Annotated in this window: 13 protein-coding genes; 5 read left to right on the top strand and 8 right to left on the bottom strand. The window is 62.8% G+C overall.

Annotation, left to right across the window (positions count from 1 at the left end; translation table 11 throughout):
- Positions 1-8: 8 nt before the first annotated feature.
- Genes AAC691_RS08185 through AAC691_RS08175 form a run of 3 tightly spaced genes read right to left on the bottom strand, consistent with a single transcriptional unit; the run spans position 9 to position 4,184 of the window.
- Positions 9-1,460 carry an efflux transporter outer membrane subunit gene (locus tag AAC691_RS08185; RefSeq protein ID WP_342629661.1) on the bottom strand — a complete coding sequence of 484 codons (1,452 nt, stop codon included), beginning with the start codon at positions 1,458-1,460 and terminating at the stop codon, positions 9-11.
- A 9-nt stretch (positions 1,461-1,469) separates the two neighbouring features.
- Positions 1,470-2,567: an HlyD family secretion protein gene (locus tag AAC691_RS08180; protein WP_176638411.1), complete on the bottom strand. Its 1,098-nt coding sequence runs from the start codon at positions 2,565-2,567 to the stop codon at positions 1,470-1,472.
- A 42-nt stretch (positions 2,568-2,609) separates the two neighbouring features.
- On the bottom strand, positions 2,610-4,184 hold the full coding sequence (locus AAC691_RS08175) for a DHA2 family efflux MFS transporter permease subunit (RefSeq protein WP_342629660.1): 1,575 nt from the start codon (positions 4,182-4,184) through the stop codon (positions 2,610-2,612).
- A gap of 678 nt (positions 4,185-4,862) precedes the next feature.
- Here AAC691_RS08175 and AAC691_RS08170 point away from each other — a divergent pair.
- On the top strand, positions 4,863-5,561 hold the full coding sequence (locus tag AAC691_RS08170) for a pirin family protein (RefSeq protein WP_342629659.1): 699 nt from the start codon (positions 4,863-4,865) through the stop codon (positions 5,559-5,561).
- 80 nt (positions 5,562-5,641) lie between these two features.
- On the opposite strand, the gene AAC691_RS08165 is transcribed toward AAC691_RS08170, so the two are convergent.
- Entirely contained in the window at positions 5,642-6,739 is a 1,098-nt protein-coding gene (locus tag AAC691_RS08165; RefSeq protein WP_342629658.1) for an FAD-dependent monooxygenase, read from the bottom strand.
- Positions 6,740-6,741: 2 nt separating this feature from the next.
- Positions 6,742-7,866, bottom strand: coding sequence for an MFS transporter (locus AAC691_RS08160; RefSeq protein WP_342629657.1), 1,125 nt, complete (start codon positions 7,864-7,866; stop codon positions 6,742-6,744).
- 234 nt (positions 7,867-8,100) lie between these two features.
- On the opposite strand from AAC691_RS08160, the gene AAC691_RS08155 reads away from it, so the two are divergent.
- Positions 8,101-8,988: a LysR family transcriptional regulator gene (locus AAC691_RS08155; protein WP_323992140.1), complete on the top strand. Its 888-nt coding sequence runs from the start codon at positions 8,101-8,103 to the stop codon at positions 8,986-8,988.
- A 47-nt stretch (positions 8,989-9,035) separates the two neighbouring features.
- Here the strand turns inward: AAC691_RS08155 and AAC691_RS08150 are convergent, their stop codons facing one another.
- From AAC691_RS08150 to AAC691_RS08140, 3 genes are all read right to left on the bottom strand, one after another.
- A complete protein-coding gene (locus tag AAC691_RS08150) occupies positions 9,036-9,698 on the bottom strand; it encodes a flavin reductase family protein (RefSeq protein WP_176638407.1) in 663 nt (220 codons plus the stop codon).
- A 249-nt stretch (positions 9,699-9,947) separates the two neighbouring features.
- Entirely contained in the window at positions 9,948-10,778 is an 831-nt protein-coding gene (locus AAC691_RS08145) for an MBL fold metallo-hydrolase (protein ID WP_342629656.1), read from the bottom strand.
- A 349-nt stretch (positions 10,779-11,127) separates the two neighbouring features.
- The gene (locus AAC691_RS08140; RefSeq protein ID WP_342629655.1) at positions 11,128-12,723 is read right to left on the bottom strand and encodes a Na+/H+ antiporter; all 1,596 of its coding nucleotides are present in this window, start codon (positions 12,721-12,723) and stop codon (positions 11,128-11,130) included.
- Between the two features lie 287 nt (positions 12,724-13,010).
- Between AAC691_RS08140 and AAC691_RS08135 the strand changes: the two genes are divergently transcribed.
- The 3 genes from AAC691_RS08135 (at position 13,011) to AAC691_RS08125 (ending at position 15,190) form a co-directional block, all read left to right on the top strand.
- Positions 13,011-13,949 (top strand): AraC family transcriptional regulator, encoded by a 939-nt coding sequence (locus AAC691_RS08135; protein WP_323992135.1) that lies wholly within the window; start codon positions 13,011-13,013, stop codon positions 13,947-13,949.
- A gap of 120 nt (positions 13,950-14,069) precedes the next feature.
- Positions 14,070-14,729, top strand: a complete 660-nt coding sequence (locus AAC691_RS08130; protein ID WP_342629654.1) for a response regulator — start codon at positions 14,070-14,072, stop codon at positions 14,727-14,729.
- A 113-nt stretch (positions 14,730-14,842) separates the two neighbouring features.
- Positions 14,843-15,190 carry a response regulator gene (locus AAC691_RS08125; RefSeq protein WP_342629653.1) on the top strand — a complete coding sequence of 116 codons (348 nt, stop codon included), beginning with the start codon at positions 14,843-14,845 and terminating at the stop codon, positions 15,188-15,190.
- Positions 15,191-15,252 lie beyond the last annotated feature (62 nt).

Raw genomic sequence — 15,252 nt, 5'->3', positions numbered from 1 at the left:
CGCGGTTTTCAGCCACGGTCCGTACCCTGCCACCCGCCGCCAAGGGCCTTGAATAGGGCGACCAGGTCCGTCGCACAGTCGCGATCGCTCTTGGCGAGTTGATCCTCGACGAGATAGAGCGTCCTTTGCGCATCCAGTACGGTCAGGAAATTCTCGTTTCCGCTGGCATAGAGGCGGCGTGCGACCGAGAGTGCCCGCGCTTCCTGCTCCCGCTCCTGCTTAAGATGGCGATAGCGGATCTGGGCCTTGGCGTAGGTCACCATCGCCGCCTCGACGTCACGCAGCGCGTTCAGCACATCCTGCTGGTAAGTCGCCTGGGCCCGATCCGTCCTAGCCTGCTCGGCCTGGATCCGGAACCTGGTGCGACCCGCGTCGAAGATCAGCCAGTTCATGGAGGGACCGACCTGATAATACAGGCTTGCGCCGGTCAGGAATTTCGACGCGTCCAGGCTTTCGATTCCGGTGACGCCGGTCAGCGAGAAATGCGGATAATAATCCGCCGTCGCCACGCCGATCTTCGCATTTTCCTGCTGAATTCGCCGTTCCGCAGCACTTACATCCGGGCGCCGCAGCAACAGGTCCGACGGCAGGCCAAGCGGCGGATCCGGGTCCAGCGCCGGTAACGGCCGTGGCTGTTCAAGCTGGGTCAGAAGGTCTTCCGGCGTGCGGCCCACCAACGCGCCGATCCGGTAGATCGCGCCGCGAATGTCCGCCTGCAAGACTGGAATATCGGCCTGCGTGCCTTCGACCTCCGCGTTCGCGCGCAGGGGATCGAGTACCGGCGCCAATCCCGCCTTGAGCTGGACCGTGGTGATCGCCAGCGCGTCCTGCTGGATCACCAGGTTACGCCGCGCGACATCCAGCTGTTCCTGCATTCCGCGCAGGTCCATGTAGGTGCGGGCGATTTCGGCGGCCAGGGTCAGGATCGCGTCGCGCCGATCCTCGATCGCGGCTTCATAGCCCGCGTCGCTGGATTCGATGCCGCGCCGTATGCCGCCGAACACGTCGATTTCCCACGACGCATCGAACCCGGCCTGGAACAGATTGCTGTGAACGCCGCGCCCCAGGCCGCCCGGCGGCACGCCGACCGGCAGGTTCTGGCTGCCCAGATTGCGTTTGAACGCGGCATCCGCACTCGCATTTGGCAGTAGCGCGGTGCCGGAAATACCCACCATGGCACGGGCCTCGCGCACGCGGGCATTGGCTTGCGCGATCGTGGGCGCGGACTGCAGGGCCGCGTCGATCAGACGATTCAGCACCGGATCGTGGAAGCTGGTCCACCAGGCAGCACCATCGTCGGGCAGCGGGCGGGCGCGGCTCTCCGTGCTTTCGGCGAAGCGGGTGGGCAATGACGACCGTGGGGGGTGATAATCGGGGCCCACCGTGCAGGCACCGGTAACGACCAGCAGGCAGGCGGACAGAAGGGCGCGAGAGATTGAGCCAGACGACAGCGCGTTCATCGTGCCCTCTTATTCGAACAGGCCGAGCCAATGTGGGTGCTGCCCGAAAAACACTTCGGTCTCCACCGACATGCCGGGAGAAATCCGGCGCAGGATTTCGGGTTGTTCATCGAAGACGATCTTCACCGGAACGCGCTGTACTACCTTGATGAAATTGCCAGTGGCATTCTGCGGCGGCAACAGTGCGAAGCGTGAGCCGGTACCCGGCTGTAGGCTATCGACATGGCCGTGGAGATACCGTTTGGGAAACGCATCGACCCGCACCAGGACTTTCTGGCCAGGACGCATGCGTGTGACCTGGGTTTCGCGATAATTTGCCACCACATAGGGCGCGTCCGGGACCAGGACGAACAGAAGCTGCCCAGGTTGCACGAAATTGCCGGGCTCGACGAGCTTGTTGGCCACAGTTGCATCGCGGTCGGCATAAATCCTCGTATAGGACAGGTTCAACTGCGCCTGTGCGAGGTGGGTCTTCGCCTGCAGCACAGTCGCCTGCGCCGTCACGATGTGGCTCCGCGCCAGCACAAGCTGCGCCTGCGCGGCCTGGATCGCGACCTGATCCGCCAGCACCTCGGCCTGCGTCGCCTGTCGTTGCGCGGTGGCGTCATCGACGCGCTGGGTAGAGACGGCGCGCACGTCGGTCACGCTGCGCAGGCGCTTCAGCGTGATGTCGGCGAGGGATTCGTGGGCCTGCGCGACTTCCAGGTCGGCCTGGCGCTGGTGGACGGCGGTCGTGGCCACCTCGCCCTCGTCACGCGCTTCTTTCAGACGTCCCTCGGCGGCCGCGACATCGGCCTGCGATACGGCGACCTGCGTCTCATAATCGCGGGGATCGAGTTGCAGCAACAGGTCGCCCGCATGTACCCGGCTGTTGTCATCGATATAGAGATGCGCCGCATAGGCGGGCACCTTGGGAATGACCGACTGGATATGCGCCTCGACATAGGCGTCGTCCGTTTCTTCCTCGAAATAGCTTGGCACGAAGACGTAGATCGCGCCGGCAAGCACCAGAACACCGATCACAGCCGCGAGGACGAGCATTTTCGGGCGTGTGGCGGGCTGGGGGCTGGGAGCTTGCGTCGCGGGAGCGGCAACCTGGGCGTTCATCGATTTCCTCAAGGAGATGTAAAGCGCATGGGCGCGGCCACGCTATTTTTTGACCACCGGCGTCGGCGGCATCAGCGGAATGACGAACAGCGTGATGACGGCGATGACCGCCATGAACGTGAAGGCGTCGGCGTAGCTGAGCGTTTCCACCTGCTGCCAGCCGGCATGCGCCAGCAGATCCAGCGCGCCCTCCTGCGCCCGGTGCGGGGTAAAGCCGTCACGGCCGGCCAGCGTCTGCGCGCCCACGCGCATCCACTGCTCCGTCGTTCCCTGGCCGGCGCGCAGGGCTTCATACAGGCGTGAGGAATGCAGCGTCTCTCGCCGCTCCAGCAGGATCGTCAGCAGCGCCACGCCCAGCGACGCACCGAACTGCCGGAATGTCATATAGAGCGTAACACCATCGAGAAATTTCTCGTCGCTGACACGCGACATCGTGCCGCTGCCGACGCTGGGCAGGAAGATCGCCTGACAGGCGCCATACAAAATCAGGGCAGGCATGTAATAGGCGGCGGGCGTATCGGCCGTCATCAGCCGGTTCAGAAGCAGCATGGAGACCGACAGCAGTATCATGGCGATCGCCAGCGCCTTACGCTGGCCGGTCCGGCTGAGAAGCTGGCCGCTCACCGAGCGCACGACCGCTGCCGCCACGGCATATGCAGCCATCAGCCGGCCCGCCTGTGACGCGCTGAGGGTCTGGGAGGCCGCACCGCGCAGGAATTCGGGCAGCACGAACAGGCTGCCGGACAAGATCATGCCGGTGAAAATACCCAGCGCCGCCGCAGACAAGACCAGCCGGTCCCGCAGCACCGTCAACAGGAGGAGCGGGTTCCTGTTCCTGGGGTGCAACTGCCATAGCAGGAACAGAACCAGCGCACCGACGCCCAGCAATGCCAACGTCCGGATATGCGACGATGCGAACCAGTCGTCGATTTCCCCACGGCTTAACAGGATCTGCAAGGACGCAACGGCGACCATCAGCAGAATCATGCCCTGCCAGTCGCTGGTTCTGAGTCGCTCGGACGTGAAGGGCGGGCAGGGCGGATAATAGCGCGCCAGCAGCCAGATCGCGCCGAGCGCAAACAGCAGAGCGGGGACGAAGATCAAGCGCCAATTCAAATATTCGGCGATCAACCCGCTGACGATCAGCCCGGTAGCGCTGGACAGGGACAACAGGATCGATGCCCGCATCATGTTGCCGCTGCGATGCGGCCTGGGCAGGACGATATAGATCGTGCTGCGCCACCAGGTGATCAGCGCGCTGGCCGCGAACCCCTGCACCACCCGGCAGATCAGCAACGTCTCCAGTCCCGGCGAAATCATGCAGCCGACAGAGGCCATGGCGAAGAGTGCTACGCTGCCGATCAGATAGCGCTTGGGGCCGAAATGACCCGCCATCCAACCAGATACTGGCACGCCCAGGAACAGCGCCAGACTGTAGGTGGTCAGGATCCAGCTCGCCTGGTCCAGCGAGACGCCCAGCGTTCCCGTCAGGTCCACCAGAACGAGGTTCATGCTATCGGCGACATAGAACTCCATGCCCGTCGCCAGACCCAGCCCGAGCAGCAGCATGCGTTCCTGATGGGATGTAGGGCTGCTAGGGGCGGCGGACTGGACCATGGCGACGGGCTCCTGGAAGGGCGTTGGAACGGCAGAGACAGGTGCCCGACGACGGCCCAGCCTTCCGGACGATTGCGCGTGATGGATTCACGAAAGGACGACCGTCCTTGCCGTGCGCCATTACCTTGGGGACCCGAGGATGAGGACCAGCTGCTCGATGCCCGCGCGCCAACGGAGGATCTCCAGAAACTCCTTCCGTTCTCGCCTCTCCATCCAGGAGACTTGTTTCTCCCAGATGACTGACGAAACCGGCACCTGGATAGTCGGAGCGGCATAGGATTCGTATACAATCGGAAGCCGCGCGTGCCATGGAAGCATGACGACCGGCCCGCGCGGCCATAGCCGCCAGTCAGATCGACAATCGAGCAACATGAAGATGGAGCTTTTCCCGTAAGGTCATGGGTGTTGGGCGCCGCAGCGCATCTCTACCACGCGTTTTCGGACCCATTCTTGTCGATTTTGATGGTTGTTTGAACGTTTGACGCAGACGCGGCCCATACGCACACCGTATCCGCAGACAGTATGGTCGCCATTTTAATGCGTAAGGGTCATCGCTGCGTGTGCCTGGCTTAATGTAATTATTGGAACCAATGAATTTCTTTCATTTCCATTTAAATGCGGATGACGACGGCGTATCTCTTCCCCTGTAGCAGGCCAATACGGGCCGGGAGGTATCAGATGATAGACGTCAGATCATTCGCAAGCCTGGGCGGAGCCGATCATGGCTGGCTGAAGGCGAAACATCATTTCTCTTTCGCGGGATATCACGATCCGGAGCGCGTGCATTGGGGAGACCTGCGAGTGTGGAACGATGACACCATCGCGCCGGGCACGGGCTTCCCCGCCCATCCGCACCGCGACATGGAAATCATCACCTATGTCCGCAAGGGGGCGATCACCCACCAGGATAATCTGGGCAACAAGGGCCGCACCGAGGCCGGCGATGTGCAGGTGATGTCCGCTGGCACCGGCATCACACACAGCGAATACAACCTGGAATCCGGCGAGACCCAGATCTTCCAGATCTGGATCATCCCCACCGCACAAGGCAAGGCGCCAAGCTGGGGTGCCCGTCCGTTCCCCAAGGAGAACCGGGCCGGTCATTTCGTCACCCTGGCGTCGGGGTATGAGAGCGATGCCGATGCATTGCCGATCCGCGCCGATGCCCGCGTCCTGGGCGCGACGCTGAAGGCCGGGCAGATCGCGGAATATGCGCTCGGCACCGAACGCCAGGCCTATCTGGTGCCCTCGACCGGGGCTGTGGAGATCGACGGTGTGCGGGTCAACACCCGTGACGGCGCCGCGATTTCGGAAACGGCAACCTTGCGGGTCAAGGCGCTGGAAGATTCCGAGATCGTCCTGGTGGATGCCGCCTGATCCGTGCGACTGGACCATCGCCCGCGAGCCCCCGTGCTAAAAAACACGGGGGCATTGGGCGGTGGTCTGTCGATTGTCCGTCAGCCCATCGATGCGCCCAGTCTTCGGCCGTATGCGGCGATCGCACGGCCGGCTTCGAGGCGCTCGCGTTCATATCTGATCAAGGCCTGATCCAACGGTGCGCCGGCCAGGGCGTCGACCAACGCAAGGGCGTCTCCGGCGGCCTTTGCCACCCCCATCGCGGTATGGGGCCGGACGACGAACGCGGCATCCCCCAGCAGCAGCAGGCGGTCTCGCACCATTCTCGGGGTCTCGAAATCGAAGATCGCCTGAATGAAGGGCGCCGGTTCCGCCAGCATGGCCCCCAGAAACTGCGGCGGGAGTTGCTGCCGCCCGGCCGCGACGAGCGCCGCGCGGGCAGCGTCGCTGATACGCCCCCGCGACAACGAATAGGGATGGATCCGGCCATCCCTGTCGGTCAGCACCGACGCGAGGTCCTCGGCCCGCCGATACCAGACCCAGTTATAGCGCCGGTGACCAGGATCGGTCTCTCCGTCGGGGCCGGGCACGAGATAGCCCAGCGCCTGTGACCGAGGGATGGTGTAGAAGGCGAAGCGGTCGAGCAATGTTGCCGCCGCCGCTTGGGGCAGGGTGGTCTCCGGGATCAATCCGCGCCAGGCGACATAGCCCGCATAGCGCGGGGTATCCGCCTCGATTACGGCGGGCCGGACGATTGACCCGATCCCGTCGGCACCGATCACCAGATCGGCGGAGACCCGGCTGCCGTCGCTGAACTCCAGCCACGCCATATCCGCCGCCTGCCCGACCGCGACGACCGGTCGCCCGACCGCATAGTCGCCGTCTTCAAGACGGGCGCGCACGCCGCGGTAAAGATAGTCCCAGGAGATCTGCATCTGCGGCATCGTCCGGCGCGCGACGATCATGCCCGCGCGGTCGAGAAAGATGCGCTCGTTCGCCATGACGCCGACCTGCATGGCGTGCGAGAGGCCGATGCGGCGCAGGAGGGAGGAAAGCTGCTCCTGGACCACGAGACCGGCGCCGCGCCCTTCCAGCCCAGAGTGGGAACGCTCGTAGATCCTCACCGCGTGCCCGGCCTGGCGCAGCAGCACGGCTGCGAAAAGGCCCCCAAGGGAGCCTCCGACGATCGCTACGCGCATGATCAGTCCTCGCGTCTCAGGCCAGCAAGCTGGAGGATCACGGCGATCGCCGCCAGCCCGCCGCCCAGCAGGGAGACCGCGGTCCATCCCGCCATGGTCCATGCCGTGGTCGCCACGGCCGAGCCTGCGGCCCCGCCCAGGAACATGGCCCCCATGAAGATGGTATTGAGCCGCGCGCGGGCCTCCGGCCGCAGGGCGTAGATCACATGCTGGTTCGAGACCAGCGCGCTCTGCACAGCGAAATCGAGCAGGATGACGCCCGCTACCAAGCCGGCGATCGAGGTCCATAGCCCGAACACCACCCATGACGCCAAGGTCAGCACGGCGCCCAGCGCGATGACCCGGTGCGGGCCGTAGCGATCCGCCACACGTCCCGCCACGGGTGCGGCGAAGATGCCGACCGCGCCCACAATACCGAAGAGGCCGGCGACGTCCGCCCCCAGGCCGAAGCGCGGTTCCTGCAACCGGTAGGCCAGGATCGTCCAGAAGATCGTGAAGGCGGCGAACAGCAGCGCCTGGGTGACGGCCGCCAGTCGCAACGCGCCGAATTCGCGCCAGATATGGACGAGCGACCGCATCAGGGCGCCATAGCGGAGGCCCGGCTGCGGAGGATGGCTGCGGGGCAGGCCGGCTGCCATCAGGGCCCCGGCCGCGAGCGCCATTGGCACGCCCAGCCAGAACATGGCGCGCCAGCCATAATGGGTCGCGACGAAGCCGGCCAGCGTCCGGCTGAGCAGGATTCCGCCCAGCACCCCCGACATGACGGTGCCGACGGTGGCCCCGCGCCGTTCGGGCGCCGAAAGATGCGCCGCGAACGGCACGATCTGCTGGGCGACGGTGGCCGAAAAGCCCAGCAGCAGCGACGCCAGAACCAGCAGCCCGGCACTCGGCGCCAGCCCCGCCACCGCCAGGGCCATCGCGACGATGGCGAACTGGACGATAATCAACCGCCTGCGCTCTATCAGGTCGCCCAGCGGCACAAGCAGGAACAGGCCGACCGCATAGCCGAACTGCGTGGCCGTCGGGATCAGACCCGCCATGTCGCCGGGAAACGCGTGTTCGATCACGCCGAGCATCGGCTGGTTGTAATAGATGTTCGCGACGGCGACGCCCGCTGCTACCGACATCGCAAGCGTCGTCCCCAGACTGAGTGTTCTGGTGCCGGGTGTCGCGGTCGCAGGTGGATGCGAGGCGGTTGGCGCATATGTCGACATGACGGATCTCCCGATGAGTCAGGCCGTGGTGCAAGGGACAGGTCGAGAGCGCCACGGGCATCAGTTCCAGAGCCCGACATCTAGATGAATATCCATGTGTGATGTAGTTATACGAAGATATATATCGGCATAACGATTGGAGATATAATGGAGTTGGAAAGGCTTGCCGTGCTCGTCGAGGCCGTACGCATGGGCAGCCTCGCCGCCGCTGCCCGTCGGCTTGGCCTCTCGCCGATGGTTGCCACGCGCCGGCTTGCCGCGCTGGAGGACGACCTTGGCGTCCGTCTCATGCATCGCACCACGCGCTCGATCGCTCTGACGCCGGAAGGCGAAGCGTTCCTGCCCCATGCCCAGATACTGCTGGAAGACGCCGCTATCGCCCGCGCGAGCATCAGGCCCGTCGGGGACGGTATTTCGGGCGTGCTGCGGGTCACCGCCTCTTTTCCCTTCGGGCGCAAGATCCTGGGGCCGCTCATCGTGGACCTGATGCGCGCGCATCCGGATCTGCGGGTCGATCTTCTGCTCAGCGACAGCATCGTCGATATCGTCGCGCAGGGAATCGACGTCGCGGTGCGGATCGCGGTGCTCCAGGAGAACGGCCTGATCGCCCAACGTGTCGGCGAGAGCCCGCGCGGCCTCTTTGCCGCCCCCTGCTATCTCGCGGAACAGGGAATGCCGCGGACGGTCGCCGACCTCGCGCACCATCAATGCCTGCTTATTACAGGCACATCGCACTGGGATTTCTCACGTTCGGGGAGCAGGCGGGTAAAGGCGGCGGGCCGCTTCACCGCCAGTTCGGTGGAGGCCTTGCAGCAGGCGTGCCTCGGCGGCCTCGGCATCGCCAATCTTTCGACATGGTACGTGCAGGATGAGATGCGCCAGGGTCTTCTGGTCCCGATCGAACTCGCCGATGGGGCGCCCGAGCCATTATCGATCTGGGCGGTTTATCCGACCCGACGCCTGGTCCCGCCCAAGGTCCGCGCCTTTGTCGGGGCTCTTGCGGCCCGATTGCAGGAGGTCCAAAGGCTGGCATAGCGGCCGCTGCAGTCCGCACCGATCGCTAGGCCGCGCCGGCCTGCGCCTCACCGGCTTTCGCGAAGCAGGGCCTCCACATCGTCGTCCGCGCGCGGGCGAAGCAATTCGAACATGGCGTCGCGTTCGACGGCCAGGTAATCCCCTTGCCGTCCCGCGCGCAGCACCGGCACGGCACCTGCGGTATCGTATATCCCGTCATGCAGCAGGTCGCGGCGGATATGCACCGCGACGACTTCCCCCAGGACAAGCCAGCTTTCCACCGCCTGCCCGTCCGCCCCCTGGAGCTGGACGATCTGCGTCAGCCGGCATTCGAAATGAACGGGGCTCTGGGCGATCCTGTCCACTCGGACCGTTCGGCCCGGTAGCCGCGCGAGCCGCGCCAGGTCGAACTCGCTCTGTCCCTTCGCGACGGCAGCCGAGGTGACGTTCATCTGGCGCACCAGGTCGCGTGTCGTCAGGTTCCAGACAAATTCGCGGGTCTCGGCGATATTGGCCACGGTGTCCTTCCAGCCGATGCTGGAAAACCCGATGATGGGCGGATGATAATTGAACGCGTTGAAGAAGCTGTAGGGCGCCAGGTTGAGGCGGCCGCCGCCGTCCACCGATGAAATCCAGCCGATCGGCCGGGGGCCGACGATGGCGTTGAACGGGTCATGCGCCAAGCCATGCCCGGCAGCGGGTTCATAGGAATAAAACGCGTCTTCCGCCATGCGACGGTCTCCTTCCTGCTGCGTCATTCGTCCCAGACAAGAATGCGCTGCCGACCGCCATCGTCTACGATGGCCAGTCTTTCGGCTCCGGGGACGTCATGGCGGGCGAGCTTCATGGACGGGATCTCTTGCTGGTTGGATGGTGCGTCACGACGCGTCTTCGCGCATCCTCCCGCCCCGGTGCCGGACATGGCATGGTGTCGAACACGGTTTGTACGCGGCGGAGTGCAGCCTGTCGACGGGGATACGTCAGAAGGCATGACGCCATGGGGAGGGCACGAACGCATAGGCGCCATCCCGCGCGCGACCGACATAGCCGAATCCGGGGAAGCCCAGATGCATGCCCGCGACCATCATCCGGTCCGTCGCGACCCTGTCGAGCATTCGCCTGCGCGTCGCCATGGTCTGGGCGGGGTCCACATCGAAACCAACGCCCCATTCCGGATGCACGAACTGGAGATGCGGCAGGTGGATGATGTCCCCCCAGATCAGAAGCTGGCCATCGCCGGACGCGACCAGCAGCCCCGTGTGACCGGGTGTATGGCCGGGGAGTTCCTGCGCGATCACGCCCGGACTCACGGCCTGTTCGTCCCGCTCCAGCAGAGTCGTGCGCCCCGCATAAGCCGCGACCGCCTGTCGGGCCGACTGAAACAGGAAGCGCTCGAACTCTGTCCCCTGCGCCATGTTGGCGTCGTCCGACCAATAAGCCAGTTCCCGCTGATGCAGGACCAGTTCGGCGTTCGGGAAGGCCGCCGTGCCGTCCTGCGTCGTCATCCCGAGAATATGGTCCGGATGCAGATGCGTCAGAAACAGCACGTCGACGGACGCCGGATCGATGCCGGCCGCGCGAAGATTATCACGCTGCTTGCCAGCCTGCGGACCAAGGCCTCCGCCCGCTCCGGTATCGACGAGCACCGTCCTCGTGCCCTGCCGAATCACATAGGTGTTGATCGCCATAGGCAGGTCGCCGGGTGGCAGAAACGCCGCCTGGGCCAGGCGTTCGGCCTCCTGCGGATCGGCATCCGGGACGATGGACAACGGAAACGTCGCATGTCCGTCGCTGACGGCTGTGACCTCCATGTCTCCCACCATCCATTTGAATAGCCCAGGAACCTGCAGGCGGGGGGAGGAAGCAGGCTTATCGGAGGTGGTGTTATCGATACTCATGTGATCCTGGCATATCGAGTTGAGAGCAGGGCGCGGTGGCGCGCCTGCATCTGTTGGCGGGACCATCATCTAGACGAATATCGGATCGTGATGCAGTTATACTAACATATATGCCGTCATAACGATTTTAGATATAATATGGCCAGAAAGACTTAGCCGCTGGGCGAAGCTGCCCCGGCTGCCCGTCTCATGCACCGTGCCACACGGCCGATCGCATACACGGACGACAGGATATCTCCCATTATCGTCGTGTCCATGCGAATCATCCGGTTTCGGAAATGCGGATCTCGGCGGCGATTTGCTGCATGTCGAGTTCCTCTTCCATTTTTCTCAGCGTCTTGTCGTGGATGTCACCCGACCGGTGCAAGGTGATCAGCGCCATACGGCCGGCCTCGATCGCGGCCAGGATGACTTGAAAATGCGCGATTTCCTTGTGGCGATGCAGCTTCCGATCCTTGGCGAGCGCGATCGCCATTTGCGTCCGATGGGTATATTGCTCGACGAGACGAGGATGTGATTGCGTGCCGTCAGGTTGCTGCGACATCGCGATGACCGCGGCCTGCTGCGCGTCGCTCATGCGTATCCAGGCCATGTCCTCGCTCTCCTGCCGGACCAGCAGGTCTTCCGCTCCGTTCAGTCGCAGGCAGCGTATCGCCCGTCCGAGAGTGCTGCCCTGCACCAGTACGGTGACAAGAATCACGGCAAACGCCGATACAAGAATCATATCACGGCCTGGCAGCGAATCCGGTAGCGACAATGCGGCCACCAAAGTTACGACCCCACGCATTCCTGCCCAGCTCATAAGCGCCGCCGTAGCGACCGAGGAGCGGCGTGCGCGAAAAAAACCAAACATTTGTATCGTACGCAGCAGGACATGAGAGCCCAGCAGCCAAGCAAAGCGCGCTATAATGACGGTTGCGACGACGATTGCGGCCGGAAGAAGCAGGGTATGAAGCCCGTCATCGACCGTGTGGATCCGCGCCAGCACGCCTTTCAGCGACAGGCCGATCATGATGAACAGAACCGCTTCCATCAGGAATACGGTGATTTTCCAGAAGGCTTGGGCCCTCACTCGGGTCGCGGCGCTGAAGTCGGTGTGCTGGTGCCAGCCGACCAGAAGCCCGGCCGTGACTGTCGAGATCACCCCGGAGACATGCAGGCTCTCGCCGCCGATATAGGCGATCGCGGCCAGGAGGAACGTGGCGACAATGGCCAGTTCGCTGTCGCGTAACCGGCGAATCAGGAACAATCCTCCCTGGCCGATTATGTAGCCGACCACGACCCCGCCGATCGACAGCACGCAGAACGTGCTGATCGCGTCCGCCAGGCTGAATGCTCCGGTCAATGCGGCTGTAAGTGCAAAGCGGAACAGAACCAGGCCCGCCGCGTCATTCAAGAGGCTCTCTCCGCGCAGCAGGGCTGTGATCCGGCTTGGCAGGCTGACGCGTTCCAGCACGGCATCTGCCGCCACCGCGTCCGGCGGCGAGACGATCGCCCCCAGCGTGAAACAGACCGCCCATGGCAGTCCGGGCACCATCCATTTGGTGGCCAGACCGACCAGTAGCGTGGTAAAACCCACGGCACCAACCGCCAGCATGAGAATGCTGGACAGATTGGCGCGGAATTCGCGCCAGACTGTGAAATAGGCGCCGCTCATCAGCAACGGTGGCAAGAAGACGATCAGCACAAGACCGGGATCGATGCTCAGATCCGGCGTGCCAGGGATCAGCGCCAGGGCAATCCCGCCCGAGATCAAAGCGGCGGCGGGTGGCAATCGTAGCCGCCAGGCGACGAATTCGAGCAGCACCGCTGCCGCGACCAGACCCAGGAGGCTTTCATATTGGAAGACGGCCGGCATATGAGTGTGTCGGACTCCCTGAATCCACGTGCTGGAATGAGTAAGAGGCTTCAGTGCTACCGGCCGGATGCGCGTCGCCCAACGAGCCGGAAACCCAGCATTTCACTTTATTTTATCGCAAAAACCGATCAGCCAACATATATACTAACGTATAGAATGTAAGTGGCCTGATTTATGCAGAAAAACCATGATTTCGTTCCATTGGACGAGATTCTTCGGCTCTTGTCGCTTCACATCGCATCCGTTGACAGCATGACATGACTTCCCTGGTCCGGATGGACTCTGCAATGACGATCGAGGAAAAAATGTACGCTGGCGTCGAAAGGAACAAGAGGCAATATGGCGACGCCATAGCGCGCTCCTTTGGGCTGCCCGCCCAACAGAAACTCATCACGCGGTCGCTGAAAACCACTCAGATCGCAATCAGCCGTCTGAGTATTGGTGTGGAACAGCTTGGGATGAGCGCGCAAATACCAGTCGAGGATACCTTCGTTCTGGCGATGTACCTGACGGATCTTGAATACCATGAACTCTGGAGCGGGAATCGGCCCCTGTATCGACAGGGCTACAGGAAGGATTCGATCAGGATCGTCAACTTGATCGATGCGTTTTCAGCGCTTGTCACCGCACCGCATGAGGCCCTGACATTCTACATTCCCCGGCAATCCCTCGATGAGATCGCCGATGAAGCCGGCACGAAGCGGGTCAGCACCATCACCTTTACGCCTGGAATCATCGATCCTGCTATCGTGCATCTGTCACGCATACTGCTTCTGGCACTTGCTCGGCCGCAGGAAGTCAATACCCTGTTTCTCGATCATGTGACCCTGGCGCTCTGCAACCATCTCGTGGAGCATTACGGGGACCATGCCCCGACACTACGGTGGAACAAAGGAGGTCTCTCTACACAGCAACTGGCGAAGGCAGAAGCTTACATGACAGAGAATATTGCGGACAATATCAGCCTTTCCGAGGTGGCTAGCCATTGTGGGCTCACGCGTGCACATTTTGCGCGCGCGTTCAAGGTCAGTACCGGTACTAGCGCGCATCAGTGGCTCCTCGATCAAAGAATATCGCGTGCCGAAGCCCTTTTATTGTCAAGCGAAGAGCCGATCAGCCACATCGCGGTCGCCACCGGGTTTGCCGATCAAAGTCATCTGACACGTGTCTTCTCACGGAAGAAGGGTATCTCGCCAGGCGCCTGGCGATGGCGGCATCGGGCCTGACGCCTCCTGGGCATGGATGCCCAGGCGACCGCTCGGAGTTGTTGCTGAATGGTCCGCGGCTGAGTCATAAATCCGTTTCAAATGCCGATAATGCTCGGCTGTGTCCAGGAGAGCTTTCCGATGCACGTGCCCGCACCATCCACAATGTCCGAAACCCCGGTTGTCATCATTGTCGAAGATGATACCAGGGTGCGTAAATCGCTCCGGAGTCTCCTGCGTTCGGCCGGTCTTCAGTCGATAGAATATGGTTCTGCATCCGATCTGCTCGACCAGAGCCTGCCCGCGGCCGAGCGCTGTCTGATATGCGATATCCGACTTCCGAATCTCAACGGCTTCGACCTGAAGGCGGCTCTTGAGCAACGCGGCGAGTGTGTCCCCGTGGTCTTCATCACGGCCCATGGAGATATCCCGATGTCCGTTCGCGCCATGAAGGGCGGTGCGGTCGACTTTCTGGAGAAACCATTCCGAAATCAGGAGCTGTTGGACGCCGTTACGGAAGCCTTGGCGGCCGACCGCCGCCGACGGGAGTCCGTAACGCGGCTCAGGGACCTCCACGCTCGGCTGGAAGCCCTGTCGCCGAGAGAGCGCGAGGTACTCAAAGGTGTCGGGGCAGGGCGTCTGAACAAGCAGATTGCAAGTGACCTCGGTTTGAGTGAAATCACGGTGAAACTCTATCGCGCCAACCTGATGCGTAAGATGAAAGCCAGGAGCTTCGCGGAGCTGATTCGGATCATCCAGACGATCGAGACCAGCGCGGGACCAGACCATACGCGCGTATGAGTATCGGAAAATCGAAAGAGGGCGCATGCTCAAGGACCCGGAACCCGGTTACGGCGAGCTCTCATAGCAGCTCGTAAGGATGTGGATTGGCACATGCCCCAATGATTGCGATCGTGGACGACGACGAGCGCGCCCGCGTTGCCCTGGGCAGTCTTGTCACGTCCCTGGGTTTCTCCACCTGCGCATTCGCGTCTGCTCGCGAGTGTCTCAGCACTGACTTCGAGTCGCTTAGCTGTATCATCTCCGACGTACAAATGCCCGACGTCAACGGGCTGCAACTGGTCCGCATGCTAAGAAGCAGGCCGAACTGCCCTCCGATCATTCTCATTACCGCGTTTCCCCGGCCCAACCTCATGAAACAGGCCGCGGCAGCCGGTGCGGCATGCTTTGTCGAGAAGCCACTAAGTCCCCGCATCTTGCTGGATATTCTTTCGACGCTATCCATCAAAAAAGGCACCTGATCGCTTTTCGTGAAGAAAGCGCCTGCATCGCGGTTGCGTCACCGCGTTGATGGCAATGAAAG

Origin of the sequence: Nguyenibacter vanlangensis (genome assembly GCF_038719015.1) — a bacterium.
Classification (GTDB): domain Bacteria; phylum Pseudomonadota; class Alphaproteobacteria; order Acetobacterales; family Acetobacteraceae; genus Gluconacetobacter; species Gluconacetobacter vanlangensis.
The sequence above is the reverse complement of the archived record's forward strand: the minus strand, read 5'-3'. Positions and strand labels throughout refer to the sequence as shown.